The organism is Pseudomonas sp. G3-19 (genome assembly GCF_054855875.1).
Window position 1 is genome coordinate 4,311,285 of sequence record NZ_JBMPIQ010000003.1, and the last position, 25,404, is coordinate 4,336,688.

Annotated in this window: 27 protein-coding genes and 1 pseudogene; 10 read left to right on the forward strand and 18 right to left on the reverse strand. The window is 60.0% G+C overall.

The window, feature by feature from the left end:
- The first annotated feature begins 3 nt into the window (after positions 1–3).
- Positions 4–207: a twin transmembrane helix small protein gene (locus tag ACOYXI_RS19820; RefSeq protein WP_003220344.1), complete on the forward strand. Its 204-nt coding sequence runs from the start codon at positions 4–6 to the stop codon at positions 205–207.
- Between the two features lie 7 nt (positions 208–214).
- Here the strand turns inward: ACOYXI_RS19820 and ACOYXI_RS19825 are convergent, their stop codons facing one another.
- The 4 genes from ACOYXI_RS19825 to coxB all read right to left on the reverse strand — a co-directional run bounded on the left by ACOYXI_RS19825 (position 215) and on the right by coxB (position 4,605).
- A complete protein-coding gene (locus ACOYXI_RS19825) occupies positions 215–1,102 on the reverse strand; it encodes a cytochrome c oxidase subunit 3 (RefSeq protein ID WP_134785096.1) in 888 nt (295 codons plus the stop codon).
- 25 nt (positions 1,103–1,127) lie between these two features.
- Positions 1,128–1,679, reverse strand: a complete 552-nt coding sequence (locus ACOYXI_RS19830; RefSeq protein ID WP_003220348.1) for a cytochrome c oxidase assembly protein — start codon at positions 1,677–1,679, stop codon at positions 1,128–1,130.
- A 129-nt stretch (positions 1,680–1,808) separates the two neighbouring features.
- Positions 1,809–3,395: a cytochrome c oxidase subunit I gene (gene ctaD, locus ACOYXI_RS19835; RefSeq protein WP_007962785.1), complete on the reverse strand. Its 1,587-nt coding sequence runs from the start codon at positions 3,393–3,395 to the stop codon at positions 1,809–1,811.
- 82 nt (positions 3,396–3,477) lie between these two features.
- Positions 3,478–4,605: a cytochrome c oxidase subunit II gene (coxB, locus tag ACOYXI_RS19840; protein WP_461675208.1), complete on the reverse strand. Its 1,128-nt coding sequence runs from the start codon at positions 4,603–4,605 to the stop codon at positions 3,478–3,480.
- Between the two features lie 370 nt (positions 4,606–4,975).
- On the opposite strand from coxB, the gene ACOYXI_RS19845 reads away from it, so the two are divergent.
- Positions 4,976–5,626: a hypothetical protein gene (locus tag ACOYXI_RS19845; protein ID WP_225136962.1), complete on the forward strand. Its 651-nt coding sequence runs from the start codon at positions 4,976–4,978 to the stop codon at positions 5,624–5,626.
- Positions 5,627–5,761: 135 nt separating this feature from the next.
- On the opposite strand, the pseudogene ACOYXI_RS19850 reads toward ACOYXI_RS19845, so the two are convergent.
- A pseudogene (locus ACOYXI_RS19850) lies at positions 5,762–7,290 on the reverse strand (SulP family inorganic anion transporter).
- A 90-nt stretch (positions 7,291–7,380) separates the two neighbouring features.
- Positions 7,381–8,112: a carbonic anhydrase gene (locus ACOYXI_RS19855; protein WP_461675209.1), complete on the reverse strand. Its 732-nt coding sequence runs from the start codon at positions 8,110–8,112 to the stop codon at positions 7,381–7,383.
- Between the two features lie 494 nt (positions 8,113–8,606).
- Between ACOYXI_RS19855 and ACOYXI_RS19860 the strand changes: the two genes are divergently transcribed.
- Complete coding sequence (locus tag ACOYXI_RS19860; protein WP_461675210.1) at positions 8,607–9,188, forward strand: hypothetical protein; 582 nt, start codon at positions 8,607–8,609, stop codon at positions 9,186–9,188.
- Positions 9,189–9,273: 85 nt separating this feature from the next.
- On the opposite strand, the gene ACOYXI_RS19865 is transcribed toward ACOYXI_RS19860, so the two are convergent.
- The 4 genes from ACOYXI_RS19865 to ACOYXI_RS19880 form a co-directional block, all read right to left on the reverse strand.
- On the reverse strand, positions 9,274–10,332 hold the full coding sequence (locus ACOYXI_RS19865; RefSeq protein ID WP_134785099.1) for a PA0069 family radical SAM protein: 1,059 nt from the start codon (positions 10,330–10,332) through the stop codon (positions 9,274–9,276).
- 74 nt (positions 10,333–10,406) lie between these two features.
- The gene (locus ACOYXI_RS19870) at positions 10,407–11,708 is read right to left on the reverse strand and encodes a c-type cytochrome (RefSeq protein ID WP_461675211.1); all 1,302 of its coding nucleotides are present in this window, start codon (positions 11,706–11,708) and stop codon (positions 10,407–10,409) included.
- A gap of 12 nt (positions 11,709–11,720) precedes the next feature.
- Positions 11,721–13,505, reverse strand: a complete 1,785-nt coding sequence (locus ACOYXI_RS19875) for a GMC family oxidoreductase (protein WP_047597066.1) — start codon at positions 13,503–13,505, stop codon at positions 11,721–11,723.
- A gap of 2 nt (positions 13,506–13,507) precedes the next feature.
- Positions 13,508–14,254 carry a gluconate 2-dehydrogenase subunit 3 family protein gene (locus ACOYXI_RS19880; protein WP_027610213.1) on the reverse strand — a complete coding sequence of 249 codons (747 nt, stop codon included), beginning with the start codon at positions 14,252–14,254 and terminating at the stop codon, positions 13,508–13,510.
- Between the two features lie 310 nt (positions 14,255–14,564).
- Here ACOYXI_RS19880 and ACOYXI_RS19885 point away from each other — a divergent pair, with 310 nt between their 5' ends.
- On the forward strand, positions 14,565–15,209 hold the full coding sequence (locus ACOYXI_RS19885) for a dual specificity protein phosphatase family protein (protein WP_027610212.1): 645 nt from the start codon (positions 14,565–14,567) through the stop codon (positions 15,207–15,209).
- 45 nt (positions 15,210–15,254) lie between these two features.
- Here ACOYXI_RS19885 and ACOYXI_RS19890 read toward each other — a convergent pair whose 3' ends face one another.
- On the reverse strand, positions 15,255–15,539 hold the full coding sequence (locus tag ACOYXI_RS19890; protein WP_007962808.1) for a YheV family putative zinc ribbon protein: 285 nt from the start codon (positions 15,537–15,539) through the stop codon (positions 15,255–15,257).
- Positions 15,536–17,614 (reverse strand): oligopeptidase A, encoded by a 2,079-nt coding sequence (gene prlC / locus ACOYXI_RS19895; protein ID WP_461675212.1) that lies wholly within the window; start codon positions 17,612–17,614, stop codon positions 15,536–15,538. Before prlC ends, ACOYXI_RS19890 begins: the two co-directional genes overlap by 4 nt.
- Before the next feature lie 62 nt (positions 17,615–17,676).
- Between prlC and ACOYXI_RS19900 the strand changes: the two genes are divergently transcribed.
- Positions 17,677–18,222, forward strand: a complete 546-nt coding sequence (locus ACOYXI_RS19900) for a gamma carbonic anhydrase family protein (RefSeq protein ID WP_027610210.1) — start codon at positions 17,677–17,679, stop codon at positions 18,220–18,222.
- A gap of 28 nt (positions 18,223–18,250) precedes the next feature.
- A complete protein-coding gene (locus ACOYXI_RS19905) occupies positions 18,251–18,901 on the forward strand; it encodes an HAD family hydrolase (RefSeq protein WP_139054999.1) in 651 nt (216 codons plus the stop codon).
- A 100-nt stretch (positions 18,902–19,001) separates the two neighbouring features.
- Here the strand turns inward: ACOYXI_RS19905 and ACOYXI_RS19910 are convergent, their stop codons facing one another.
- Positions 19,002–20,078: an aminopeptidase gene (locus tag ACOYXI_RS19910; protein WP_461675213.1), complete on the reverse strand. Its 1,077-nt coding sequence runs from the start codon at positions 20,076–20,078 to the stop codon at positions 19,002–19,004.
- 58 nt (positions 20,079–20,136) lie between these two features.
- Between ACOYXI_RS19910 and ACOYXI_RS19915 the strand changes: the two genes are divergently transcribed.
- On the forward strand, positions 20,137–20,559 hold the full coding sequence (locus ACOYXI_RS19915; RefSeq protein WP_096797306.1) for a PA0061/PA0062 family lipoprotein: 423 nt from the start codon (positions 20,137–20,139) through the stop codon (positions 20,557–20,559).
- 40 nt (positions 20,560–20,599) lie between these two features.
- On the forward strand, positions 20,600–21,019 hold the full coding sequence (locus ACOYXI_RS19920; protein WP_027610206.1) for a PA0061/PA0062 family lipoprotein: 420 nt from the start codon (positions 20,600–20,602) through the stop codon (positions 21,017–21,019).
- A gap of 8 nt (positions 21,020–21,027) precedes the next feature.
- On the opposite strand, the gene ACOYXI_RS19925 is transcribed toward ACOYXI_RS19920, so the two are convergent.
- Positions 21,028–21,267 carry a DUF1161 domain-containing protein gene (locus ACOYXI_RS19925; protein WP_027610205.1) on the reverse strand — a complete coding sequence of 80 codons (240 nt, stop codon included), beginning with the start codon at positions 21,265–21,267 and terminating at the stop codon, positions 21,028–21,030.
- 247 nt (positions 21,268–21,514) lie between these two features.
- Entirely contained in the window at positions 21,515–21,946 is a 432-nt protein-coding gene (locus tag ACOYXI_RS19930; RefSeq protein WP_007962818.1) for an OsmC family protein, read from the reverse strand.
- A gap of 241 nt (positions 21,947–22,187) precedes the next feature.
- On the opposite strand from ACOYXI_RS19930, the gene ACOYXI_RS19935 reads away from it, so the two are divergent.
- Entirely contained in the window at positions 22,188–23,189 is a 1,002-nt protein-coding gene (locus ACOYXI_RS19935) for an LLM class flavin-dependent oxidoreductase (RefSeq protein ID WP_047297487.1), read from the forward strand.
- A 171-nt stretch (positions 23,190–23,360) separates the two neighbouring features.
- Here the strand turns inward: ACOYXI_RS19935 and ACOYXI_RS19940 are convergent, their stop codons facing one another.
- Both ACOYXI_RS19940 and ACOYXI_RS19945 read right to left on the reverse strand, forming a co-directional pair.
- Positions 23,361–23,582, reverse strand: a complete 222-nt coding sequence (locus ACOYXI_RS19940; protein ID WP_135294675.1) for a DUF1161 domain-containing protein — start codon at positions 23,580–23,582, stop codon at positions 23,361–23,363.
- 124 nt (positions 23,583–23,706) lie between these two features.
- Positions 23,707–23,922 (reverse strand): dodecin, encoded by a 216-nt coding sequence (locus ACOYXI_RS19945; protein WP_027610201.1) that lies wholly within the window; start codon positions 23,920–23,922, stop codon positions 23,707–23,709.
- A 157-nt stretch (positions 23,923–24,079) separates the two neighbouring features.
- Here ACOYXI_RS19945 and ACOYXI_RS19950 point away from each other — a divergent pair, with 157 nt between their 5' ends.
- On the forward strand, positions 24,080–24,406 hold the full coding sequence (locus ACOYXI_RS19950; protein ID WP_003220391.1) for an ElaB/YgaM/YqjD family protein: 327 nt from the start codon (positions 24,080–24,082) through the stop codon (positions 24,404–24,406).
- Here ACOYXI_RS19950 and ACOYXI_RS19955 read toward each other — a convergent pair.
- The gene (locus ACOYXI_RS19955; RefSeq protein WP_134785107.1) at positions 24,379–25,296 is read right to left on the reverse strand and encodes a LysR family transcriptional regulator; all 918 of its coding nucleotides are present in this window, start codon (positions 25,294–25,296) and stop codon (positions 24,379–24,381) included. The genes ACOYXI_RS19950 and ACOYXI_RS19955 overlap by 28 nt on opposite strands.
- Between the last annotated feature and the right edge of the window lie 108 nt (positions 25,297–25,404).

A 25,404-nucleotide genomic window follows, 5' to 3' on the forward strand; every position in this document is an offset into this window, starting at 1 on the left:
CCCATGCTCAAAGCAGCCATCGTCCTGCTGCTGATTGCCACGGTGATCAGCCTGTTCAGCGGCCTGTTTTTCCTGGTCAAGGACGACAGCAGCTCCAATCGCCTGGTGATCGCCTTGAGTGTTCGGGTGGCACTGGCCGCTGCCACCGTCGGCTTGATCGCCTGGGGCTTCTACAGCGGCCAACTGGTGTCGCACGCGCCTTGGTAATCAGTGCTCAGAGCACGTAAACGAAGACGAACAAACCGATCCACACCACATCGACGAAGTGCCAATACCAGCTCGCCGCCTCGAAGCCGAACTGATGCTCGGCATCGAAATGGCCCTTCATGATGCGCATCAGCATCACGAACAGAATGATCGTGCCGATGGTCACGTGGGCGCCGTGGAAACCGGTGAGCATGAAGAACGTCGCGCCGTAAATGCCCGAACCCAGCGTCAAACCCAGTTCGTGATAGGCGTGCATGTACTCCTCGGCCTGCAACGCGAGGAAGCCGCAGCCCAGCAGCACGGTGATCGCCAGCCAGATTTTCAGCGCACCGCGATGGCCTTTTTTCAAGGCGTGGTGGGCGATGGTGATGGTCACGCTGGAGCTGACCAGCAGGATCGTGTTGATCAGCGGCAGGCCCCACGGACTGATGACTTCCTTGGGTGGCGGGAACAGTTTCGGATCCGGCGTGTGCAGCAGCGGCCAGGTGAACTGGAAGTTCGGCCAGAGCATGTGCGCGATGCCTTTCGGGCCTTCGCCGCCCAGCGCCGGGCCGGAGATGTGCCGCACGTAAAACAGCGCACCGAAGAAGGCGACGAAGAACATCACCTCGGAGAAGATGAACCAACTCATGCCCCAGCGGAACGAGCGGTCGAGCTGCGGACTGTACAGCCCGGCACGACTTTCCTTGATCACCGCCCCGAACCAGCCGAACAGCATGTACGCCAGCAGCAGCCCGCCGACGAAGAAGATGTACGGGCCGTGGGATTCCGGGCGCGCTGCCTTCAGATCGTTGAACCAGGTCGCCAGGCCGTACACGGTGATGACCATGCCGAAGGTGGCGATGATCGGCCATTTGCTCTGGGCCGGGACGTAATAGTGCTCATGAGTTGCCATTTATTGTTCTCCTTATCGGGCACGCTTAACCGCCAGTGTTTGCAGCCACCGGAGGATGTCGGGCGGTGATATCGAACAGCGTGTAGGACAGCGTCAGGTGCTTCACGTCCTTGGGCATGTCGCGGTCAATGATGAAACGCATCGGCATCTCGATCTGCTGACCGGGCTGCAGCACCTGCTGGGTAAAGCAAAAGCATTCGGTCTTGTGGAAATACGCCGCCGCTTCGCTGGGTGCGATACTCGGCACGGCCTGGGCGCTCATCGGTTTGTCGGTGGGGTTGCGGGCGACGAAGATCATCTCGTTTACGCCGCCAGGATGGGTCACCAGTTCCTCACCCTTGGGGTAGAACTCCCACGGCATGTCGGCGTTGTTCATCGACAGAAACTGCACGCGCACTTGCCGCGAGTTATCCACCACCTGCTCACCCTCGTACTGCCCGGCGGTTTTGCCATTGATGCCGAAGGCCTTGCACATCACGTCGTAGATCGGCACCAAGGCAAAGCCGAAGACAAACATTGCCACCACCACGCCGAGCAGACGGGTGACCAGTTTTTTCAGCGAGATCGAGTCAGCCATGTTTGTCAGCCTCCACCGAGATCCCCTGTGGGAGCGGGCTTGCTCGCGAATGCAATTCATCATTCAACCCATGAGTGGAATGATCTGACGCATTCGGGAGCAAGCCCCCTCCCACAAAGGCAAGGCGTTTCATTTCACTTCCGGCGGCGTGGTAAAGGTGTGATACGGCGCCGGTGACGGCACGCTCCACTCCAGACCTTCGGCGCCGTCCCACGGTTTGGCCGGCGCTGGCGGGCCGCCGCGAATGGTCTTGATCACGATGAACAGGAAGAAGATCTGCGTAGCGCCGAACATGAATGCGCCGATCGAGGAAACCATGTTGAAGTCGGCGAACTGCAGGTTGTAGTCCGGAATCCGTCGCGGCATCCCCGCCAATCCCACGAAGTGCATCGGGAAGAAGGTCAGGTTCATGCCGACGAACGACAGCCAGAAGTGCAGCTTGCCGAGGGTTTCGTCGTACATGTGCCCGGTCCACTTCGGCAGCCAGTAATAAGCCGAAGCGAAGATCCCGAAGATCGCCCCCGGCACCAGCACGTAGTGAAAGTGCGCGACCACGAAGTAGGTGTCCTGGTACTGGAAGTCCGCCGGGGCGATGGCCAGCATCAATCCGGAGAAACCGCCGATCGAGAACAGGATCACGAACGCCACGGCAAACAGCATCGGCGTCTCGAAGGTCAGCGACCCCTGCCACATGGTGCTGGCCCAGTTGAACACCTTCACCCCGGTCGGCACGGCGATGAGCATGGTCGCGTACATGAAGAACAACTCGCCCACCAGTGGGATGCCGACCACGAACATGTGGTGCGCCCAGACGATGAACGACAGGAACGCGATGCTCGCCGTCGCATAGACCATCGAGGTGTAGCCGAACAGCGGCTTGCGCGAGAAGGTCGGGATGATCTGGCTGACGGCGCCGAAGGCCGGCAGGATCATGATGTACACCTCGGGGTGGCCGAAGAACCAGAATACGTGCTGGAACAGCACCGGGTCACCGCCACCGGCGGCACTGAAGAAACTCGTGCCGAAGTGGATGTCCATCAGCATCATCGTCACGCACCCGGCCAGTACCGGCATCACCGCGATCAGCAGGAACGCGGTGATCAGCCAGGTCCAGACGAACAGCGGCATTTTCATCAGGGTCATGCCGGGGGCGCGCAGGTTGAGGATGGTGGCGATCACGTTGATCGCGCCCATGATCGAACTGATCCCCATCAGGTGGATGGCGAAGATGAAGTAGGTGACGCTTTCCGGCGCATAAGTCGTGGACAGCGGCGCATAGAACGTCCAGCCGAAGTTCGGCCCGCCACCGGCGGTGAACAGGGTCGAGACCAGCAGCAGGAACGCCGCCGGCAGCAGCCAGAAGCTGAAGTTGTTCATCCGTGGCAGGGCCATGTCCGGCGCGCCGATCATCAACGGGATCATCCAGTTGGCGAGGCCGACGAACGCCGGCATCACCGCGCCGAAGACCATCACCAGGCCGTGCATGGTGGTCATCTGGTTGAAGAACGCCGGTTCGACGATCTGCAGCCCGGGCTGGAACAGCTCGGCGCGGATCACCATGGCGAACGTGCCGCCGAGCAGGAACATGCAGAACGCGAACCACAGGTACAGCGTGCCGATGTCCTTGTGGTTGGTGGTCAGCACCCAACGCATCAGGCCTTTGGCGGGGCCGTGGGCGTGGTCGGCATGACCGTGGTCATCGATTACAGCGCTCATGGCCGGTCTCCTTTACGTGAGTGGACGGGGCGGGCCGGGGCGCATTGCCCCGACCGATTCACGAAGTACGCGATAGACCGGCTCATTTGCTTTCCGCCTGTTTGAGCTCCAGCACTTCTTTTGGCGTGACCATGTCGCCCTTGTTGTTGCCCCAGGCGTTACGTTCGTAGGTCACCACCGCTGCGATATCGACTTCCGACAACTGCTTGCCGAACGCTGCCATGGCGGTGCCGGGTTTGCCGAAGTACACGCGGTGCAGGTGGTCGGCTTTCGGCCCGGTGGCAATCGGTGAGCCCTTGAGCGCCGGGAACATCGGCGGCAGGCCCTGGCCTTCGGCCTGGTGACAGGCCACGCAAGTGGTGTGATAAATCTTGTCGCCGCGTTCCTTGAGTTCGTCGAGGGTCCATTCCTTGCTGGTCAGCTCCTTGAGCTGCGCGGCTTCGGCTTTGCGGTCGGCAAGCCATTTGTCGTAGTCGGCCTTCTCTTTGACGTCGACCACGATCGGCATGAAGCCGTGATCCTTGCCGCACAACTCGGCGCACTGGCCACGGTAGAGCCCGGGCTTGTCGATGCGGGTCCAGGCTTCGTTGACGAACCCGGGGATCGCATCGCGCTTGACCGCGAAGGCCGGCACCCACCACGAGTGGATAACGTCGGCGGAGGTCACGAGGAAGCGCACCTTGGCGCCGACCGGCAGCACCAGCGGCTTGTCGACTTCGAGCAGGTAGTGCTCGCCCTTGGCTTCCTTGTTGTGGATCTGTTCGGCGGGGGTGGCCAGGTTGCTGAAGAACTCGACATCCTGACCGAGGTATTTGTAGTGCCACTTCCACTGATAGCCGGTGATCTGGATATCGATATCCGGCTCACTGGTGTCGTACATGCGGATCAGGGTAGCGGTCGCCGGAACCGCCATCGCCACCAGGATCAGCAGCGGCACGACAGTCCAGAGAATCTCGACGGTGGTACTTTCGTGGAATTTTGCGGCGACCTGCCCGGTCGAGCGGCGATGCACGATCATCGACCAGAACATGGCGCCGAAGACGATGATCCCGATCACCACACAGATCCAGAAAATGGTCATGTGCAGGTCGAATACTGCGTGACTGATTTCAGTCGCTCCAGGCGCCATATTCACAGTCCAGGCCGCATTGGCCGGGCTGAAAATCGACCACAACAGGAGGCCCATCCAGACGTGTGGATGTCGCATCATTGCGGGTTCCCCTTATCGTTCTTGTTATCCCGTAGGCGCAACGCCTTCGGCAAGGGAGCGGCTGCATCAGACTACGAACTTGAATCGCCGGGCCTTGCTGCGTGGGCAGTCGGGCGTCATCAGCTAACTCCATTCAATGGCGAGTATAGACAGCCACCGGGAATTGCAATGTCGACGCGTAAATGATCTGAAACAGCCGGGGCTTGCGCTCAAGGGTACGAATGGAGAAGGATGCAGACGAGTGGTGGCGAACCGATATAACGCTGCTGCATCAAGGATGAAATAATTATGACAAATGCGTCTTAGCATTTTTCGTAAGCCAGCTAAGTTATGTCTTCCCTATTTCATTGCCTTGTTCCCTGGAGTTTTCATGAACACCGCCGCATTGCGCGAGCAGATCCAAAAAGCCCAAAAACACGAGAAGGAAACCGGCCTGCTGACCCGTCAGCTGGAAAGCAAACTGCCTCATTTACACCCGGCGATCCAGTTGCCGGAAGCCGACGCCAACGGCGTGCTGACGCGTTTTGTCGCCGCCTACATCGATGAAGTGCCAGACCTGCTGGACGCAGCCAATGTAGTTGCCAGGGAAGCGGGGATCGAATCGCAGATCAAACCGGTGCTGAAAATCGCCGAGCAGTATTTCCTCCAGCCGCCGGCCATCATGTCCGGGCATGTCGGTCTGGACAGCCTGCTGGACGAAGCCTATCTGGCGCACCGCTTTGTCGAAGAGGTCAACGACCTGTACATCAAGCATTTCGGCCAGCCACTGATCCCCTTGGACATGACGGTCGCCAATCTGATTGCTCACCAACTGATCGGTGAGGAATTTGCCAATCAACTGGACGAAGCCGTGCATCACGCCATCGACGAGATGCTCAACGACGAGAGTTTTGCGCTGGAATCGGTAGAAGCCTACCGCGATAAACTGAGCAGCCCGGACACCGGCGCGGCCTGGAAGCGCTGGCCATGCATGGGCCGCCGCCTGGGCGTGGGCCTGGAACTCGACCAGCCTGCCGCCTGATTCAAAGCCCAGTACAAATGCCGATTGTGGGAGGGGGCTTGCTCCCGAAGGCGGTGGATCAGTCACTATCAATGTCGACTGACCCACCGCCTTCGGGAGCAAGCCCCCTCCCACAGGGGTATTTCAAGATCAGGTTTAACCAGCCGCACCGATCCCGGTATTGGTCCGAATCCGTCCTTCAAGCCGTCGCTTCAACCCGCGCGACTCGATCACCAGTTTCGACCCCTTGGCCGCATTCGCCCGGCCCCACTCTTCCAGCAATTCCAGACATGAATGGTCGATGTAGCTCAGGTTATTGAGCGGCACATGCACTGTCGTGCCCTGCGGAATACTGCCCAGCACCTGGGTCAGCGCCGGCACCTTGAGGAACGTCGCCGCGCCCACCAGACGCAATTCCATCTCGCCGTCCTGCGGCAGGTCGATCAGGCTGATCTTCAGGCGCGATGCCTTTAACGCCAGTTTCAACATCGTCAGACCGAAACCGATCAGCACACCGGTCAGCAGGTCGGTGAAGATGATCGCCAGTGCCGTGGCGGCGTAGGTGAACATCTCGGCATCCGTCCGTAACGGCCCAGGCCGCGAAAGGCTTTCAAGTCCACCAGTTTGAACCCGGTGTACACCAGCACCCCCGCCAGACTCGCCACCGGAATGCTTTGCAGCACGCTCGACAGCAACAACACGAACGCCAGCAGCCACAGACCATGGAAGATCGTCGAGTAACGGGTGGTTGCACCGGCCTGGACGTTGGCCGAGCTGCGCACGATCACCCCGGTCATCGGCAGCGCACCGACCAGACCGCAGAGCATGTTGCCGACACCTTGCGCCGACAGCTCACGGTCGAAATCCGAGCGCACGCCGTTGTGCATGCGATCCACCGCAGCAGCGGACAACAACGTTTCGGCGCTGGCGATGAACGCCACGGCAAAAGCCGCAATCAGCAGGGTTGGATCAGCGAGGCTGAGCAAGTCCGCCGGTTTCAGCCAGTCGATGGCTTCGGCGAGGTTCTCCGGTACCTCAACCCGTTTGACCTGCAACGCCAGCAACAGGCTGGCGCCGGTCGCCAGGCCAACACCGAGCAGCGCACCGGGAATGAAGCGCAGCGAATGCGGGCGAAACTTCTCCCACAGCCACATCACCGCAATGGTCGCCAACCCGAGCAAGCCGGCCTGCCAGCCGAACGACGGCAAGGCCTGCGCCACCGCTCCGGGGAACGCCGTCAGGTTATCCAGCCCGGACGGTTGCGGCTTGGCATCGAGCATCACATGCACTTGCGAGAGCACGATCAACACGCCGATCCCGGCGAGCATGCCGTAGACCACCGCTGGCGCCGTGACCCGAAACCAGCACCCGAGCTTCAGGCGCCCGGCCACCAGTTGCAGGAAACCCGCTAGCAACAGAATCGGCCCGAGCATCTCGATCCCGTGCTGGCGCACCAGCTCGAACACCAACACCGCCAGACCGGCCGCCGGCCCGCTGACCTGCAATGGCGAGCCTGCCAGCCAACCCACCACCAGACCGCCGATGATCCCGGTGATCAGACCTTTGGCCGGCGGCAACCCGGAAGCGATCGCAATGCCCATGCACAACGGCAGCGCGACCAGAAACACAACCACCGAAGCCAGCAGCTCCCGTGGCAACACCGCTTTCAATTGAGCAGCACGCATGGTGACTCTCCCGAAGTTTTCTTCAGGCATGGCTTCGCCGAACCGCTGAAACAGCGGCCGGCATCAAACCACACAGATTTTTAGGAGGATTTAGAAGCGCGCTTTGGGCGTCGCCACCGGAATCGGATGGCTGCCGTCGAGCGGCAGGAAGCGTCCCTGATCCGCGTCGTAAGCCTTGATTTCGCTGGTTTCGATGTTGTAGACCCAGCCATGGATGAACAGTTGACCGTTCGCCATGCGTGAGGCTACCGAAGGATGGGTACGCAAGTGCTGCAGTTGGGCGATGACGTTCTCCTCGGTGAGGATCGGCATGCTTTCTTTTTCGTCGGTGCAGTTACAGTTTTCGTGCACCATGGTTTTTGCCACTTCGGCGTGGCGCAACCAGGCTTTGACCGTCGGCATTTTTTCCAGGCTGTCCGGATTGAGCACTGCGCGCATGGCACCGCAATCGGAGTGGCCGCAGATGATGATGTGTTGCACGCCCAGCGCTAGTACCGCGTATTCGATGGCAGTGGAAACGCCACCGTTCATCTGGCCGTAAGGCGGCACGACGTTGCCGACGTTACGGGTCACGAACAGATCGCCTGGCGAACTCTGGGTGATCAGCTCGGGCACGATGCGCGAGTCGGCGCAGGTGATGAACATCGCCCGTGGCGATTGCGCCGTGGCGAGTTTCTTGAAGAGTTCTTCCTGCTGCGGGAAGATCTCATGATGAAAATGCAAAAAGCCGTCAACGATCGTTCGCAGCGCTGCATCGGCGGATTCCGCCCCAGGGACGGCTTGCGCCGACGCAGCCAACGGCTGTTTATCCTTGTCACTCATGATTCATCCTCTTTGGCGGATTCGGGGAGTCGTTCCCGTGTATTCCGGTATGAAGCCAGTGGCTGTTTAAAACATCCGGGCCATCCCGACCCGTCAGTCACTCGATGAACAAGGTAGCCGCCGAAACTTAACTCAAACTGAATCGAGCGCTCTAGAACGTGTGTTCCAGGTCACAAAAAACGTGACTGGCGTGTTTCGACGCAAGGCTTCCAACCCTCAACCATAAGCCAATTGTCGCTAAATCAACGACATGTGGCGACCCGGCGGACAGAAGGCTGCGCGATCATGCTGAAGAATTTTTTATCTATGTCATTTGATAATGAGGAGGAAGTTAGTATTAGTTGGCTTTAGTCTCATGTTAGTTGTTCTGTTTGTAGTCGACTTTATTATTTTGAAATGACTAAGTTGTTGTGGCTCAATCGTTTTATTCCTATAGTTTTTTTGGCGGGCATAATTGGTGTGTCCGTCTAATTAATTATTCAAGGATTGAAAAGATGACAACTCAAACTACTTTTGTTACTACCATGAATGCACTGCGCGAATTTCATAAGGCAAGTTGCGATCATACGCCTGGGGCGCGCCGCCAAGCTCTGGTCAAACCGGTTTATCCAACCGTTTCTGCGCTCACTTCGCTGACACCGGAAGAAACCGCGGCAGTTGAAGGCTTGAAAGAAGATTCGCAAAGAAACGGTGCCGTTAACACCAATGAAATTCAGAATCAGATCACCGCGGACACCGAGCGGTTCAAGGAAAGCGGTGGTGGTGACGCTGCCAGCGAGGAGTTCAGGAAGCGTATGGAGGAGAAGCGCGCAGCGCAGAAAGAATCTTCCAACAAGATGATCGATGATATGTTCGATAAGGCAATTGGCATTGGTGAAAAGTATCCAGCGACTCAGGGGGCAATCCTTTCTGTGTCGGACCAGATCATGGCGTTTTTCAGCAAGTTATACAACGAGATCTATTTCTGGGTCAGCAATATTGTTGAACAGTTTGTCGAATGGGTGAAAAACGCTTGGGAAAACATCAAGAATACCGCCCGCCGCATCGTCGACTGGATCAGTAACTGGTTCAAGTAACAGCTTCTCCGAAGCCAGTAGTTCTAAATAATCGCTTGATGGAGCCAGACTCCATCAAGCGATTTTTTATTGTTTTGCGCTCTGCCTACAGCAGAGCCATTTGTGCCCCTGGCGGACAGAAGGCCGTGCAGTCGAGGTTATAGCCCTCACGGTGGTTTAAACCGAGACGTTTAATGGCTTTGGCGAAACGTTGCGCGAGCAGGTCGGCGAACGGCCCCTCGCCGCGCATCCGCGCACCGAACCGGCTGTCGTAGAGCTCACCGCCACGGCTCTGGCGGATCAGGCTCAGGACATGGGCCGCACGCTGTGGATAGTGCGCCTGCAGCCATTCCTCGAACAGCGGCGCCACTTCCAGCGGCAGGCGCAGCATCATATAGGCGGCACTTTGTGCACCGGCGGCATGTGCCTCGGTCAGCAGGCTTTCGATTTCGCTGTCGTTGATCATAGGGATCATCGGCGAACACAGCACCCCCACCGGAATGCCTGCTTCGCGCATCACCCGGATCGCCCGCAGCCGTGCTTTCGGTGCAGCGGCACGGGGTTCGAGGATGCGTTTGAGTTCATCGTCCAGCGTGGTCAGGCTGATCATCACCGCCACCAGCCGTTGCTGCGCCAGCTCGGTGAGCAGGTCGAGGTCGCGCAAAATCAGCGAACCTTTGGTGACAATGGTTACCGGGTGCCGGTAGCGCAGCAGCACTTCAAGAGTCTGCCGGGTGATCCTGTGCTCGCGCTCGATGGGCTGATACGGATCGGTGTTGGAGCCAAGATTGATCGGCGCGCATTGGTAACCGCGTTTGCTCAACTGTTCCTCAAGCACCTGGGCGGCGTTGGTCTTGGCGATCAGCCGAGTTTCGAAATCCAGCCCCGGCGACATGTCCCAATAGGCGTGGCTGGGTCGCGCATAGCAATAGATGCAGCCGTGCTCGCAGCCGCGATAGGGGTTGATCGAGCGGTCGAACGGCAGGTCCGGCGAGGTGTTGCGGGTAATGATGGTTTTCGCGGTTTCGATCATTACCTCGGTGTTCTGCGTTTCGGGCACTTCCTGATACCAGCCGTCGTCCTCGGCCACCGAACGGTTCGGCGCAAAGCGGTTGTGCGGGTTGGTCGCGGTGCCGCGGCCGCGCGGTGGCAATGGAGTAGACATGAAAACGCCCCGATACTGTGTGCATATACAGTATCGGGGCGTTGCTCATCTGGCTAGTGCCGTCGGGCGACTGGTCAGTTGTGTTGCGTGACCTGACCGAGGTCATCGCCGGAGGTGTGCTTCATATCCTCCTTGCGTAGTTCGGCAACGTCAGTGGCTTTCACCGGCGCCCCTTTGTTGCCCCAGCTGCCACGGATGAAACTCACCACATCCGCCACTTCCTGATCCGACAACCGCCAGGCGAATCCCGGCATGGTGAAGGTCGACGGTGCAGTGTGTGTCGCCGGCAGGGTGCCGCCCTTGAGCACGATGTGGATCAGCGATGTCGGATCCTCCGATTGCAGCACCGGATTGCCCGCCAGCGCTGGGAACACCCGGGTGTAGCCGTGGCCGTCGGTACGGTGGCAGGCCGCGCAGTTGTCGATGTACACCGCTGCGCCACGCTGGCTGTCGTCGCCGTTCCACAGGGCTTTGGCCGCTTTCTCATCGTACTGGTGCGGCTGATCGTTCGGATCAGTTGCGGGCAGCGACTTGAGGTAGCGGGCGATCGCAGTGAGGTCGGCATCGGTCATGTATTGCATGCTGTGGGTGACCACATCGCTCATGCCGCCGAACACTGCACTGCGGTCGCTGCGACCGGTCTTGAGGAATTGCACCAGCTGCTCTTCGCTCCAGCTGCCCAGGCCATCCTTGTGATCACCGCGCAGACTTTTCGCGATCCAGCCTTCCAGCGGCGCACTGCCGGCGAGGAAGTTCTTGCCGTCCGCCGCGCTCAGGGATTTTTCCTGCATGGTCAGCGCCCGTGGCGTATGGCAGGCGCCGCAATGGCCGAGGCCTTCGACCAGGTAGGCGCCGCGATCGATCACCGGATCATCCGAGGTTGCCTTGTAGTCCTCGACCTTCGGCGCGAACAGCCAGCGCCAGCCCATCAGCGGCCAGCGCATGCTCAGCGGCCATGGGATGTCGCTGGCCTTGTTCTCCTGCGCCACCGGTTCGACGCCGTGCATGAAGTAGGCGTACAGCGCCTGCATGTCGGTTTCGCTGACACGGGCGTAGGACGGATACGGCATCGCCGGGTACAAGGTACTGCCGTTTTTCGCCACGCCATGGCGCACGGCTTTGTCGAAGTCCTCAAAGCTGTAATCGCCGACACCGGTTTTGTCCGGGGTGATGTTGGTCGAGTAGATCGTGCCGATCGGGGTTTCCATCGGCAGGCCGCCGGCGAACGGCTTGCCGCCCTTGGCGGTGTGGCAGGCCACGCAGTCACCCGCGCGGGCGAGGTATTCGCCTTGTTTGATCAACGCCTGATCATCGTCGGCGGCGTGTACAGCCGTGCTGCCGAGCAGCGCCAAGATGGCGATAACAAGATTTTTCATGGTCATCGCTCCTTATGCCTGAACCAGCGGGCCGGGGTTTTTCAGGTATTGCTCACGAATCGCCTTGGCCGACCAGTAGGTCAACGCCGCCACCAGCCCGGTCGGGTTGTAACCCAAGCCTTGCGGGAACGCCGACGCACCTGGCACGAATACGTTGTGCACGTCCCAGCTCTGCAGATAACGGTTCAGGGCACTCTTCTTCGGATCGGTGCCCATGATTGCGCCACCGTTGAGGTGGGTGGTCTGGTAGGCCGCGGTGTTGAAATGATCACCGACCTGCTTGCCGATCACCGCGATGGCTTTCGGGCCCATGGCTTGAGCGACCTTGCCCATTTTCTCGACCATGAAGCGGTTCATTTTGATGTCGTTTTCCTGCCAGTCGAAGGTCATGCGCAGCAGCGGCAAGCCGTAGGCATCGCGGTACACCGGATCCAGATCGAGGTAGTTGCCTCTGTAGGACTGATGCGCGCCGTGGGCGTCCATCGACACCTGGTGGGTGTAGTAATCGGCGGTCGCGCGTTTCCACTGGCTGCCCCAGGCCGGGGTGCCGGGCGGGTTTGAGGTGCCGGCAATCGGGCGGCTGCCCGCCTGGTTGACCCACATTGGCGAGCCGCCGACGAAGCCATGCGGGCCGTGGTCGAAGTTGTCGGCGTTGAAATCGTCCAGCGCCACGCCGTTGCCGCCGGCGCCGATGAAGTTGTTGGTGTGGGTGTCCTTGTCGAAGAACGCCTTGATGGTCGCCATGTTCTGGTAGGCGAAGTTGCGCCCGACCACGCCTTCGCCGCTGATCGGGTCGTACGGCTTGCCGATGCCCGAGAGCAGCATCAGGCGCACGTTGTGCAGCTGGAAGGCGCCGAGGATCACCAGGTCCGCCGGCTGCTCGATCTCGCGGCCCTGGCCGTCGATGTACGTCACGCCGGTGGCCTTGGACTTGGTGCTGTCGAGGTTGACCCGCAGCACATGCGAGTTGGGCCGCAGCTCGAAATTCGGCAGTGGCTTGAGCGCCGGCAGAATGTTCACGTTCGGAGAGGCCTTGGAGTACATGTAGCAAACGTAACCGCTGCAGAACCCGCAGAAGTTGCACGGGCCCATCTGTGCGCCGTAGGGATTGGTGTACGGGCCTGAGGTATTCGCGGAGGGCAGGTTGTAGGGTTTGTAACCGACCTCTGTCGCCGCTTTGCCGAACAGTTGTGCGGAAACGGTGTTCTTCTGCGCTTCCAGCGGGAACGGATTGGAGCGGTCCGGTGCGTAAGGGTTACCGCCCTTGCCCTGACCGACCAGTTGGCCCTTCACGGTCCAGGCCTGGCCGGAGGTGCCGAAGACCTTTTCGGCGAAATCGAAGAACGGCTCCAGCTCTTCATAGCTGACGCCGAAGTCCTGGATGGTCATGTCCTTGGGGATGAAACTTTTGCCGTAACGCTCTTCGTAGTGGCTGCGCATGCGTAGCTCGATCGGATCGACGCGAAAGTGCACGCCCGACCAGTGCAAACCGGCGCCGCCGACGCCATTGCCCGGCAGAAATGCACCCAACTGGCGATTCGGCAGGGCGATGTCGTTGACGCTGTGGCGGATGGTGACGGTTTCTTTCGAGATGTCCTGAAAGAGTTTTTTCCGCACGCTGTAGGTGAGTTCGTCGATCACCTGTGGATAGTTGCCGTCGGGGTAGGTGTCCTGCATCGGCCCGCGCTCCAGCGCCAGCACGTTGAGCCCGGCCTCGGTCAGCTCCTTGGCCATGATCGCGCCAGTCCAGCCGAAACCGACGATCACTGCGTCGACCTTCTTCATTACGGTTGCCATGCTCAAGCCCTCTCGCCGCGAATCGAAACTGCCGGGAAGGGGTATTGCTCGTTGCGTTCCACCCAATCCATGAAATCGGCGCGGGCGCCGGGGAAGCCGATCATGGTCCAGCCGACCATGCCTTTATTGCCGCCGTGGATCGGGTCGCAGAAGAACCCTTCCTTGGTGTTTTGCAGCAGCAGGCTGAAGAAAATCTTCGCTGGAACCGCATCGAACTGTGGTTTGCCGGCTTCGAGCTGCTTGAGCAAATCTTCTCGGGTAGCGCTGTCTTGCTCAGCAAATGTTTTACCGTTGAGGGATTTTGCCCACTGATCCGTGGCAGCGATGCCCAGGCGATAGATCTCTTTTGGCACCAGTTTGCTCTGCCAGCCCATCTCCGGCGCGGCGTCGGCGTTGAACGGGCCTTGCATGTACCACAGGGCACCGGCGGCATACGGGGTGTTCATCTGGCGGTCGATGTATTCCGGCACGCCGGCTTCCAGAGCCCCCGGGCCTTGCTCGTCATTGGGGATGAGGTGTGCCACGGCGGCGTTGATGAAGGCCCATTCCTCGGCGGTGAAATAGCTCGGCTGATAAGCGCTGGCGTCAGCTTTGGCCGGTGTGGCTGCGGGCGTCGACGGGGCCGCTTCAGGCGCCGCTTGCAACACGCTGCTGCCCAGACCGCTACCGGCGAGGGTGACCACGGGAATCAGGGTCAGGGATTTGCGCAAGAACTCACGCCGCGGGTTGTCTCGATCTGCGTCAGACATGGGGGTGCACCTCATCAGGCATTGATGGTTGTCCGCCGTTTCTGCGAACGGCGTGAGCATTTTTTCGTCGCGGCGTGGCCCGGTGGTTGACCGGGAAAAGGGGGACGCCTGCAACATCGTGTGACAAATGGTAGCAGGCTATGCATCGGGTTGAACCGATTCAGCGGAAAAAGCTGCGGTTTTTTACCTGAGTGCTCAATGAAATCGCACGGATTCACGATTCTTTGACAAGTGCCTCACAGGGCTTTGACCGTCAGACGTGGAAGCTGCGAGGCCTTTCATTGATGAATTCCGATACGGTCAGCCCAGCATGTCTCGAGTGCGCCTTTTCCCTGCTTTGTGTTTGTCGCTTGTTGCCTTGTTGCACTTGATGCCGGCCCAGGCTGACGCCGCTGCAACATCGCGTCCCCCTGAATGGGCGCAACCGGTTGAAGTGCAGTACAACCTGTTCCAGATGTCGCCAACCCTCTACCGCAGCGCCTTGCCGGATGGCGGCGCAGTGCCGTTGCTGAAGAACCTGAAAGTGGCGACGGTGATCAACTTCCTGCCGGAAGCTGACAGCAGCTGGCTGTCCGAGCCGGGCATCAATCAAGTGCAACTGCCTTATCGCACCAACCATGTCGATGACGCCGATGTGCTCAAGACGCTGCGCGCGATTCAGGCTGCCGAAGCCAATGGACCGGTGCTGATGCATTGCAAACATGGCTCCGACCGCACCGGCCTGATGGCGGCGATGTACCGGATTGTGGTGCAGGGCTGGAGCAAGGAAGACGCGCTGAATGAAATGACGCAGGGTGGTTTTGGTGAAAGCGGCCATTTCAAGGATGGCGTGCGTTATGTGATGCAAGCCGATGTCGACAAACTGCGCACCGCGCTGGCCAACGGCGACTGCAGCACCAGTGCCTTTGCCACCTGCTCGATGAAGAGCTGGTTCCAGTCGGTCAACCTCAAGTAAGCCGCACCCTCCACGGCATTGCACCGTGGAGGGTCATGCGTCGGCTCAGTCTTCGGACTTTTTCTTCAGCTTCGGATTCGGAAAGAACTGCACGGCCTGGACGGTCTTGTCCGGCGCCGGCTTGAGCGCGCTGGTATTGACCCGCGTGCCCAGTTCCTTGGGAACCGACAGCCCTTGCTCGTTCAGCGTATCCGAGTAACCGCAGGCCACGCACTCACGGTGCGGCACGCTGTCCTCGTTCCACATCATCAGTTTGTCCGGCTCGCTGCACGCCGGGCAGACAGCCCCGGCGATAAAGCGCTTCTTGGTAATCACAGGTGCCTCACTCATGCTGCTGCGTCCTCACTCAGGCCGCTATGGCGCAAGAGTGCGTCAATCGATGGCTCACGGCCACGGAAGTCGACGAACAGCACCATCGGTGCCTGCGAGCCGCCACGCGCCAGAATCGCTTCGCGGAAGGCGCGTCCGGTTTCGGCGTTGAGCACGCCGTCTTCTTCGAACCTGGAGAAGGCATCGGCTGACAGCACTTCCGCCCACTTGTAGCTGTAGTAACCCGCGGCGTAACCGCCGGCGAAGATGTGCGCGAAGCTGTTGGGGAAGCGGTTGTACGCCGGTGGACGCATGACCGACACCTCGTCGCGCACGCCTTCCAGCACTTGCGCCACGCTGCGGCCGTCACCGTGAGTGGCGTGCAGTTCGAAGTCGAACAGCGAGAATTCCAGCTGACGAACCATCATCAACCCGGACTGGAAGTTCTTCGCCGCGAGCATTTTCTCCAGCAGGTCCTGTGGCAGCGGCTCGCCGGTTTCGTAGTGACCGGAGATCAGCGCCAGGCCTTCCGGCTCCCAGCACCAGTTTTCCATGAACTGGCTTGGCAGCTCGACCGCATCCCACGCCACGCCGTTGATCCCCGAGACACCGGCGTGATCAACGCGGGTCAGCAGGTGATGCAGGCCGTGACCGAATTCGTGGAACAGGGTGGTCACTTCATCGTGGGTCAGCAGCGCAGGCTTGCCGCTGTCTGCCGGGGTGAAGTTGCACACCAGGTTGGCCACCGGGCTTTGCAGCACGCCGTCGACGGTGCGGCGACGGTCGCGGGCGCCGTCCATCCACGCACCGCCACGCTTGTTGGCGCGGGCGTAGAGATCGAAGAAGAAGCGCCCGACGTGCTGGCCGTTTTCCTTGATTTCGAACAGGCGCACGTCCGGGTGCCAGGTGTCGAAGCCTTTCAGTTCGGCGATTTCGATGCCGTACAGGCGCTGGACGATAGCGAACAGACCGCCGAGGACTTTATCGATCGGGAAGTACGCACGCAGGGTTTCCTGAGCGACGCTGTAGCGTTGCTCGCGGAGTTTTTCCCCGTAGAAACCGCTGTCCCAGCTTTGCAGATCGGCGCAGCCCTGTTCGGCGGCGTAGGCGCGCAGCTGCTGCAGATCCTGCGCAGCGAACGGCTTGCTGCGTTTGGCCAGGTCGCGCAGGAAGCTCAGCACCTGATCGCTGGACTCGGCCATTTTCGTGGCCAGGCTCAGCTCGGAGAAACTGGCGAAGCCCAAGAGTTTTGCCAGTTCCTGACGCAGGTCGAGGATCTCTTCCATGACCGGGCCGTTGTCGTTCTGACCGGCGTTCGGGCCTTGATCCGACGCACGGGTGCAGTAGGCGGCGTAGACTTCTTCACGCAGCGCGCGGTCCTGGACGTAGGTCATCACCGCGTAGTAGCTCGGGAATTCCAGGGTGATCAGCCAGCCGTCGAGGCCTTTGGCCTGCGCGGCGGCAGCCATTTGCGCCTTGGCCGAATCAGTCAGGCCGGCGAGGGCAGCCTCCTCAGTGACGTGCTTGGTCCAGGCTTGTGTGGCGTCGAGCAGTTGGTTGGAGAAGCGGCTGCCCAGCTCGGACAGTTTGCTCTGCACTTCGGCGTAGCGCTTCTGTTCGGCTTCCGGCAGGTCGATACCCGACAGACGGAAATCGCGCAGGGCGTGTTCCAGAATGGTTTTTTGCGCCACGTCGAAACCGGCGGCTTCCGGGCTGTTGGCCAGCGCTTCATAGGCCTGGAACAGCTCGCGGTTCTGGCCCATCTCGGTGGAGTAGGCGCTCAGGGCCGGCAGGCACGACTCGTAGGCTTCGCGCAGTTCGGCGCTGTTGCACACGGCATTGAGGTGGCTGACCGGGCTCCAGGCAGCGCCGAGGCGATCGTTGAGTTCGTCCATCGCCAGCACCAGGCCGGCCCACGTCGGATTCTGGCCTTGGGTCTTGAGGATTTCGGCGATGGCGGCGCGGTTGTCGGCCAGGATCGTTTCGATGGCTGGCAGCACGTGTTCGGCACGGATCGTGGAGAACGGCGGCAGGTCGTAGGACTGCAGAAGAGGGTTGTTCACGCTCACGGTTGGCACCTTGGCTGGAAGAAACATGCGCCCATCTTAATTACAATCGACACTCACCGCAGCTATCGGCGACAGAGAGAGAACTTATCGTGCCCGTTCGCAAGTACCAGAATCACACCCCGCAGCTCGGTCAAGGCGCGTTTGTCGACGCCTCCGCGGTGGTGATCGGCGACGTCGAAATCGGCGAAGACAGCTCCGTGTGGCCGCTGACCGTGATCCGTGGCGACATGCACCGCATCCGTATCGGCGCGCGCACCAGCGTGCAGGACGGCTGCGTGCTGCACATCACTCACGCCGGGCCGTTCAACCCGGACGGTTTTCCGTTGCTGATCGGCGATGACGTGACCATCGCCCACAAGGTCATGCTGCATGGCTGCAGCGTCGGCAGTCGCGTGCTGATCGGCATGGGCAGCATCGTCATGGACGGTGCGGTGGTCGAGGACGACGTGATCATCGGCGCCGGCAGCCTGGTACCGCCGGGCAAGCGCCTGGAAAGCGGTTTCCTGTACGTGGGCAGCCCGGTGAAGCAGATCCGCCCGCTGACCGACAAGGAACAAGCCTTCTTCACCTACAGCGCGGCGAACTACGTGAAGCTCAAGGATCTGCATCTGGCCGAAGGCTACGACCAGCTCTGAAACGACCTACACCTGCTCAGGATTTCTCATGCATTACCAGACCGTACTGTTCGACCTCGATGGCACCCTGACCGACCCGCGTGAAGGCATCACCCGTTCCATCCAGTTTGCCTTAAGCAAACTCGGCATCGACGAGCCGGACCTGAGCAAACTCGAACACTTCATCGGCCCGCCGCTGTTGCAGGCGTTCATGCAGTTCTATGGCTTCGACGAGGCCAAGGCCTGGGAGGCGGTAAATTTCTATCGTGAGCGCTTCAAGGTCACCGGCCTGTACGAAAACCGTGTGTTCGATGGCGTCACACCGTTGCTCGAGACCCTGAGCGGGCAAGGGCGACAGCTGTACATCGCGACCTCCAAACCTTGGGAGTTCGCCCGGGAAATCGCCCGGCACTTCGACTTCGCCAAATACTTCAAGGTGATCTACGGCAGTGAGCTGGATGGCACGCGGACCAACAAGGTCGAGCTGATTGCGCACCTGATTGCTGAAGAAGGGCTGGATCCGGCCAATACGCTGATGATCGGCGACCGCAAGCATGATCTGATCGGCGCGCGCAGCAACGGCGTGGACGCGGCGGCAGTGGGCTATGGGTTTGGCAGTTTTGAAGAGTTGAGTGCCGAAGCGCCGGCTTATCACTTTGAGACTTTGGCTGAGTTGCATCAGGCGTTTTTGCGGCGCTGATCAGTCAGTCTTCGCGAGCAAGCCCGCTCCCACAGGAGGCATGCATGTCACCTGTGGGAGCGGGCTTGCTCGCGAAGAGGCCAGTACAGACCGCGAAAAATCAGGCTTCTGCCAATGCTTTGAGTGCTGCCTTACGCTCGATAACCGGCAAATCTCCCAACTTCTCAACCTCGGCATAAAACCGCAGCCAATCCCCCCCAACCTGCCTGAACAACGCTGCAAACGCCGGCACCCACTGGTCATACAGCCCAAACGGCAGCAACCGCGCATTGTTCAGCGGCATGTTCACCCACGCGTCATAGCGCTTGTCCCCGGCCCACTGGCTGTCGCGCGTCACCCGGTAATCGCGCCGAAACCGCTCGAATTGCGCTGCTTTACGCTCGCGCATCTGCTCGGCCGGCAGCGGCTGGGCGTAAAGCGCTTCAAGCCGCGACCGCGTTTCGAGCACCAGTTCGATGAACTGATCGCGCTGCTTGAGCCTGGCATCGGTGTCCGGCGGCAGGCCACGAAACGCCCGCCACTGGCGGGTGCCTTCCTGCTCGACAAACGTGGCAAACGACTCATTGAACTCGGTGTCGTCTTTCACATAGAAACGCTGATGCGCCAGTTCATGAAAGATCAGCGTGGCCAGGCGTTCGTCACCCCAGCCCATCATCGAATTGAGGATCGGGTCATTGAACCAGCCGAGGGTTGAATAGGCCTCGACACCGCCAATCGCCACGTCCATGCCTTGCAGGCGCTGGATCGCCGCTTCGCCGCGCGCGGCGCTCTGGCTGTAGTAGCCGCGATAGGCCACGCAACCGGCGATCGGGAAGCAATGGTTCTGCGGGGTCAGGGAAAACTCCGGGGTGGCGAACACGTTCCACACCACATACGGCCGGCCGATGTCGGCGTACAGCCGATAGCTCTGGTTGTCCGGCAGGTGCAGCTGTTCGCTGGCGAAGTCCCGGGCCTTTTGCGACTGGGTCAGGTGCGTGCGCAGGGTTGCATCGCGGCTTGGGTCGGCAATCACCTTGGCCACCGGCTCACGCGCTCGCAACAACTGCAACTGACCGCTGGCCAACTGGCTGTAATAGCTGACGCTGGAACAACCGTTGAGCAACAAAAACATCACCCCCGGAAACAAAATCCGAAAAACGCGATCAAGTAACCCATGGCTTGGAAGCGGCCTGCTCAAAATAAAAATCCTTTGGAAAGTCTGCCCGCAAGACTATCCCGCCATTTGGAGCTTCGCTATGCGCATGTTGTTGCTGACAGGAGGCCTGCTGACGCTGGCCGGTTGTGCCGGATTCGGAATGCCCGATCCTGACCCCTCGCAAGCCTGGATTGATCTCGATGCCCGGCAACAGGACACGGCGTTGCAAGCGCTGAAAGTCGATGACAAGGCAACTGTCGACAAACGTTACTTCGAAGTGCAGCCCGGCAGCCATGAGTTGAAGGTGCGTTATCAGTTTCCGGTCGAAGCCACCAACATCGGCCCCGACGCCGAACCGCTGTGGCGCGATTGTCAGTTGAAGCTGACATTCAAGGACTTCAACGCCGGTCAGCGCTATCAGCTGCAGGCCGGCAGCATCGGTTTTCGGCCATGGGCCAGGCTTTATGATGAACAGCGCAAAGTCGTAGGGCAGGGCACACCCGCAGGCTGCCAGAAAACCTGATCGGGATTATGCTGGATGTCCAAATCACGGGACATTGATCATGCACAGGTTGACGTTGTTGCTCGCTGCAAGTCTGCTTGCTGGCTGCCAGAGCCCGATGCCGGCAGCCGATCCCGGCAAGGCCTGGGTCGATTTTTCGATGCCGACACCCGGCGGTAAGGTGCTGATGGCTGAACGGCTGGACAACGTGCGCCTGCGGGACGGGCGCTTTTTCCAGGTCGCGCCGGGCAGTCATGAGCTGACGGTGCGCTTCGATTTCGAGATCTTCGGTGGCAGCCAGGGCTTGGACACCGACCCGCAGGAACGCCTGTGTTACATGACCGTGCGCTACGATCATTTCGAAGCCGGGCAACGTTACCGACTTGAAGCCCGGTCGCTGGCGTTCACGCCGAGTGCTCGGTTGATCAATCGCCAAGGGCAGATAGTTGCCGAAGAGCGCCAGATCAACTGCGTGCCTTGAGCGGACTGTCAGATGTCGTTCTTCTGGTAGACGATCGCTTTTGTGCCGTTTTCGCAGGTGCCGACAACCATCGCCACGTCGTGCTTGTCGGCCTCTTCCTTGCTGACAATTTCCAGTGTGTAGGACGGCACTGCATTCGCCTGGATCTTTACTTCGATCTCTTTCTTCAATTCTTCGCAGTCTTTCGGTGCGGCGAGAACCGTTGTGGCCAGTGCACTGCAAAGAATCGCCAAGCCAATACGTTTCATAGATGAAGCTCCCTGATGCAGCGCGCACGGGCGTGCGCTGAAGCTGCTGTCACTTATTCGACCATATTTTTGCGGGGCGGGTTCTGACTTCGCTCACATCTTCAGGAATTGTGGTGATTGTTGGATTGCCATCGCGAGCAGGCTCACTCCTACAGGGGATCCCGATTGTTCACACTTGATGTGTCCGCTGGAGATCGAGTGTAGGAGTGAGCCTGCTCGCGATGGCGCCAGTGCAGTTAATGCCTGATCAGCTAACCAGCGAAGCCTCAAGGGTAATCTTCGCATTCAGTACCTTGGACACCGGGCACCCTTCCTTGGCCTTGTTGCTCAGTTCCTCGAACTGCGCCTGAGTAGCGCCCGGGATCTTCGCCTTGAGGATCAGCTTGATCGCGGTGATGGCAAAGCCACCCTCGACCTGATCCAAGGTGACTTCAGCCTGGGTGTCGATGCTCTCGGCCTTCAGGCCTGCATCACCGAGAATCATCGAAAACGCCATGGAAAAACAGCCGGCGTGTGCGGCGCCGATCAGTTCTTCCGGGTTGGTGCCCTTGCCGCCCTCGAAGCGGGCCTTGAAGCCGTACGGCGCTTCTCTGAGCACGCCAGTCTCGGTAGAGATCGAGCCGATGCCGGTTTTCAGATCGCCTGCCCAATGTGCGGATGCTTTCTTCACGATAGCCATGTCTGCCTCCTCAAGATCTGGCGCGGAACGCCGCGCCGTCGTGGTTTTTACTTGCAAGGCTTCTGAGGATAGACGTCGGGACAAAGTTCAGCCCGGTTGAATCGTTGACTTTTTTAGTAGGAAATTTCATCGCGGCTATTGAAACTCGGGTATATGCCCTCATTGCATAAAACACGCTTATGGATTGGGCAGGTTTTCGTTCGCAAGAAAAACCTGCCTCCTCATTCGGAGACGCAGGTTTATGAAGCAACTGTCCGACGTAAAGTTTTCCACCCTCGATCTGGTGCCGGTGCGCGAGAATGGCAGCCCGGCGCAATCGCTGCGCAACTCGCTGGACCTGGCGCAGCACGTCGAGAAATTCGGCTACACCCGCTTCTGGGTGGCCGAGCACCACAACATGGACGGTATCGCCAGTTCTGCCACCTCGGTGTTGCTGGGATACCTGGCCGGCGGTACCTCGACGATTCGTGTCGGCTCCGGCGGGGTGATGCTGCCGAACCACGCGCCGCTGGTGATCGCCGAGCAGTTCGGCACTCTTGAAAGCCTGTACCCGGGACGCATCGATCTGGGTCTGGGCCGCGCGCCCGGCTCCGACCAGATGACCGCCCGCGCCCTGCGTCGTGAGCGCTCCGGCAGTGCCGATGATTTCCCGGAAGACGTCGCCGAGCTGGCGCGCTTCCTCGGCCCGCGCACCCCGGATCAACGGGTGATCGCCATGCCCGGCACCGGCACCAACGTGCCGATCTGGTTGCTCGGTTCCAGCCTGTTCAGCGCGCAACTGGCCGGTGAGCGCGGGTTGCCCTACGCCTTCGCTTCGCACTTCGCCCCGCGCTTCATGCACGAGGCGATTCGCGTCTATCGCAATCACTTCAAACCGTCGGCGGTGCTCGACAAGCCGTACGTGATGCTCGGGGTGCCGTTGGTGGCAGCCGATACCGATGAGCAGGCCGACTACCTGGCGACCTCGGTGTACCAGCGAATTCTCGCGCTGATGCGTGGGCAGAGTCTGGTGCAGCGTCCGCCGGTGAAAACCATGGACGGCCTGTGGCTGCCCCATGAGCGCGAAGCGGTGGGGGATTTCCTCGGTCTGGCGATGGTTGGCAGCCCGCAGAAGATCCGTGCGAAGCTGGAGGTGCTGGTCGAGCAGACGCAGGCCGATGAGCTGATTTTCACCTGCGATCTGTATGAGCATGCCGATCGCCTGCATTCCTATGAATTGCTGGCCCAAGTCATGAAGGGCTGACTCTGGAATACGGCTTCTGTGGGAGCGGGCTTGCTCGCGAAGACGGAGTGTCAGACACCCTGGATGTCGGCTGACATAACGCTTTCGCGAGCAAGCCCGCTCCCACATTGGGAACCAGTGGCCCACAAAAAAGCCGACGCCTTCGCGTCGGCTTTTGCATTTCAATCGCGATCACCCGCGTTTGTAGACGATTTCCTTGGTGCCGCCTTCACAGGTGCCCACAACTTTTCCGCCATTGGCTCCCTTGTCGACAACCTCCAGCGAATACCCGGAAACGCCCTTGGCATCCAGCTTCGCCGCGATCTCGCTTTTCAACTCTTCACAAGGCTTGCCAGCAGCAAACGCGCCACCCGCAAGGCTCAACAAACCTACTGCCAATATGAACTTCTTCATCGGTCGCACTCCCTGGTCGGATTAAAAGAGGCGGGCACCGGCTGTGCCGATGCACTCACCTTGTAGCGCTTTGCCATTCCTATGGCACTCGGCCAGCGCGCAAGTTCAGAAGCGTAGCCCAAACTCAGCTGCTGGCAATCCGGAAGCCGACTTTGAGTGTGACCTGGAAATGCGCAGCCTTGCCATCCTTGATGTGGCCACGGGTCTCGACCACTTCAAACCATTCCAGATGTTTGATGCTCTTGTTCGCTTCAGCCAGCGCATTGTTGATGGCGTCTTCGATGCTGCTGGTGGACGAGCCGACCAGCTCGACTTTCTTGTACGTGTGATGGTCACTCATGGCGATCTCCTGGATGTGTGGATTTGAGACTAGCAGTGAATCTGCACTGATGATTTCGGCGGCTCAATGCAAGCGAAGTTCAGATTTTCTGCACTTTCTCAAACCGCTGAAGTCCCAACCAACACACGCCACTCATCACCAATGCAGGAGAGCCACCATGGCCAACACCTCTTTACGTAAAGCCTCGTTGCAAAGCATGGAAGCCGAGATCGAGAGTCTGCTCAAATCGTTGGAAAGCCTGAAGGACGACGCGTCCGACGAGTCGCGCAAGACCCTCAAGGCGCTCAAGAGCAACGCTGAAAGCGCGCTGAAACATTCGCGCAGCCTGCTCAGCGATGCCTATGAAGAAGTTAAAGTGAAAACCCGCGAGACCGGCATCGCCACCCGCGATTACGCTCAGGAACACCCTTGGACCACAGCCGGTGTGGCGGTCGGTGCAATCGGTCTGCTCGCTGCTTATTTGCTGTTCAAGCGCGGCGAGTGATCCGTCTGGCGCAGCTCATTCTTGAGCCATTGCGCCAGTTGCCGGGCGCGTCCGTCTGCGGCGCGCTTGGGTAGCCACAACGCCAGTTGCGCCGGGGTTTCGCAAAAGCCCCACGGCGCAACCAGGCGACCGGCCTTCAAGTCTTCGGCCACCAGCGGCTCTGGCGCGATTGCCACGCCGAGTCCGGCCACTGCGGCTTCCAGCAGATAATACAAATGCTCAAAACCTTGCCCCCACTTCAACGCCTTGGCGTCGAGGTGATTTTGCTGTGCCCAACTCGGCCAGGCTTGCGGGCGCGATGTGGTGTGCAGCAGCGGCTCGCTGAGCAAGGCTGACGCCGGCGCCGCTTGCAGGCGTTGGTAGCCGCTGAACAGCGGGCTCATCACCGGGCCGATGCGTTCTGCGGCCAGTTCGTAGACCTGCATGTCTGCCGGCCATGGCGGCTCGGCGAACAACAGCAAGGCATCGAGTCCAGGGCGCCGCGGGTCAAGATCACCTTCACCCGCTGACAAGTGCAGACGCAAGTCCGGCAGATCGGCGTTGAGCCGCCCCAAGCGTGGGATGAACCAGCGCGCCAACAGACTGCCGGAGCAGCCGAGCACGAACGGCGCGTCAGCGGTGCTTTGCGTCAGCTCGGCACACACACTGCGCAACCGATCAAAGGCCTCACCGCTGGCATCTCGCAGACGAACGCCGGCATCTGTGAGTTTCAAGCCGCGACCATCCTTGACGAACAGGCTCACGCCCAGATGCTCCTCGAGCACTTTGAGCTGACGGCTGACTGCACCATGAGTGACGTGCAGCTGTTCGGCCGCCTGACTAACGCTGTTAAGCCGGGCGGTGGCTTCGAACGCGCGCAAGGCGTTCAGCGGGGGAAGGTCGTGGCTCATGGTATCTGTGAGTTTTCCTGACAGGTTGTGGCGATCTTATCGGTTTTCAGCCTGGAAGGTCAGGGGTAGAGTGGACGCCATTGTCTTCTTACCCGAATTCACCTGGAG

What these genes read in the sequence shown, in the direction of transcription:
- ACOYXI_RS19890 (WP_007962808.1), bottom strand. Translation starts at nt 15,539, where the DNA reads ATGAGTGAGGCACCTGTGATTACCAAGAAGCGCTTTATCGCCGGGGCT.
- ACOYXI_RS19930 (WP_007962818.1), bottom strand. Translation starts at nt 21,946, where the DNA reads ATGGCTATCGTGAAGAAAGCATCCGCACATTGGGCAGGCGATCTGAAA.
- ACOYXI_RS19940 (WP_135294675.1), bottom strand. Translation starts at nt 23,582, where the DNA reads ATGAAGAAGTTCATATTGGCAGTAGGTTTGTTGAGCCTTGCGGGTGGC.
- ctaD (WP_007962785.1), bottom strand. Translation starts at nt 3,395, where the DNA reads ATGAGCGCTGTAATCGATGACCACGGTCATGCCGACCACGCCCACGGC.
- ACOYXI_RS19845 (WP_225136962.1), top strand. Translation starts at nt 4,976, where the DNA reads ATGAACACCGCCGCATTGCGCGAGCAGATCCAAAAAGCCCAAAAACAC.
- ACOYXI_RS19870 (WP_461675211.1), bottom strand. Translation starts at nt 11,708, where the DNA reads ATGAAAAATCTTGTTATCGCCATCTTGGCGCTGCTCGGCAGCACGGCT.
- ACOYXI_RS19885 (WP_027610212.1), top strand. Translation starts at nt 14,565, where the DNA reads ATGTCTCGAGTGCGCCTTTTCCCTGCTTTGTGTTTGTCGCTTGTTGCC.
- ACOYXI_RS19820 (WP_003220344.1), top strand. Translation starts at nt 4, where the DNA reads ATGCTCAAAGCAGCCATCGTCCTGCTGCTGATTGCCACGGTGATCAGC.
- ACOYXI_RS19945 (WP_027610201.1), bottom strand. Translation starts at nt 23,922, where the DNA reads ATGAGTGACCATCACACGTACAAGAAAGTCGAGCTGGTCGGCTCGTCC.
- ACOYXI_RS19935 (WP_047297487.1), top strand. Translation starts at nt 22,188, where the DNA reads ATGAAGCAACTGTCCGACGTAAAGTTTTCCACCCTCGATCTGGTGCCG.
- ACOYXI_RS19855 (WP_461675209.1), bottom strand. Translation starts at nt 8,112, where the DNA reads ATGAGTGACAAGGATAAACAGCCGTTGGCTGCGTCGGCGCAAGCCGTC.
- ACOYXI_RS19875 (WP_047597066.1), bottom strand. Translation starts at nt 13,505, where the DNA reads ATGGCAACCGTAATGAAGAAGGTCGACGCAGTGATCGTCGGTTTCGGC.
- ACOYXI_RS19950 (WP_003220391.1), top strand. Translation starts at nt 24,080, where the DNA reads ATGGCCAACACCTCTTTACGTAAAGCCTCGTTGCAAAGCATGGAAGCC.
- ACOYXI_RS19955 (WP_134785107.1), bottom strand. Translation starts at nt 25,296, where the DNA reads ATGAGCCACGACCTTCCCCCGCTGAACGCCTTGCGCGCGTTCGAAGCC.
- ACOYXI_RS19880 (WP_027610213.1), bottom strand. Translation starts at nt 14,254, where the DNA reads ATGTCTGACGCAGATCGAGACAACCCGCGGCGTGAGTTCTTGCGCAAA.
- ACOYXI_RS19915 (WP_096797306.1), top strand. Translation starts at nt 20,137, where the DNA reads ATGCGCATGTTGTTGCTGACAGGAGGCCTGCTGACGCTGGCCGGTTGT.
- coxB (WP_461675208.1), bottom strand. Translation starts at nt 4,605, where the DNA reads ATGATGCGACATCCACACGTCTGGATGGGCCTCCTGTTGTGGTCGATT.
- prlC (WP_461675212.1), bottom strand. Translation starts at nt 17,614, where the DNA reads ATGTTTCTTCCAGCCAAGGTGCCAACCGTGAGCGTGAACAACCCTCTT.
- ACOYXI_RS19925 (WP_027610205.1), bottom strand. Translation starts at nt 21,267, where the DNA reads ATGAAACGTATTGGCTTGGCGATTCTTTGCAGTGCACTGGCCACAACG.
- ACOYXI_RS19860 (WP_461675210.1), top strand. Translation starts at nt 8,607, where the DNA reads ATGACAACTCAAACTACTTTTGTTACTACCATGAATGCACTGCGCGAA.
- ACOYXI_RS19825 (WP_134785096.1), bottom strand. Translation starts at nt 1,102, where the DNA reads ATGGCAACTCATGAGCACTATTACGTCCCGGCCCAGAGCAAATGGCCG.
- ACOYXI_RS19865 (WP_134785099.1), bottom strand. Translation starts at nt 10,332, where the DNA reads ATGTCTACTCCATTGCCACCGCGCGGCCGCGGCACCGCGACCAACCCG.
- ACOYXI_RS19905 (WP_139054999.1), top strand. Translation starts at nt 18,251, where the DNA reads ATGCATTACCAGACCGTACTGTTCGACCTCGATGGCACCCTGACCGAC.
- ACOYXI_RS19920 (WP_027610206.1), top strand. Translation starts at nt 20,600, where the DNA reads ATGCACAGGTTGACGTTGTTGCTCGCTGCAAGTCTGCTTGCTGGCTGC.
- ACOYXI_RS19830 (WP_003220348.1), bottom strand. Translation starts at nt 1,679, where the DNA reads ATGGCTGACTCGATCTCGCTGAAAAAACTGGTCACCCGTCTGCTCGGC.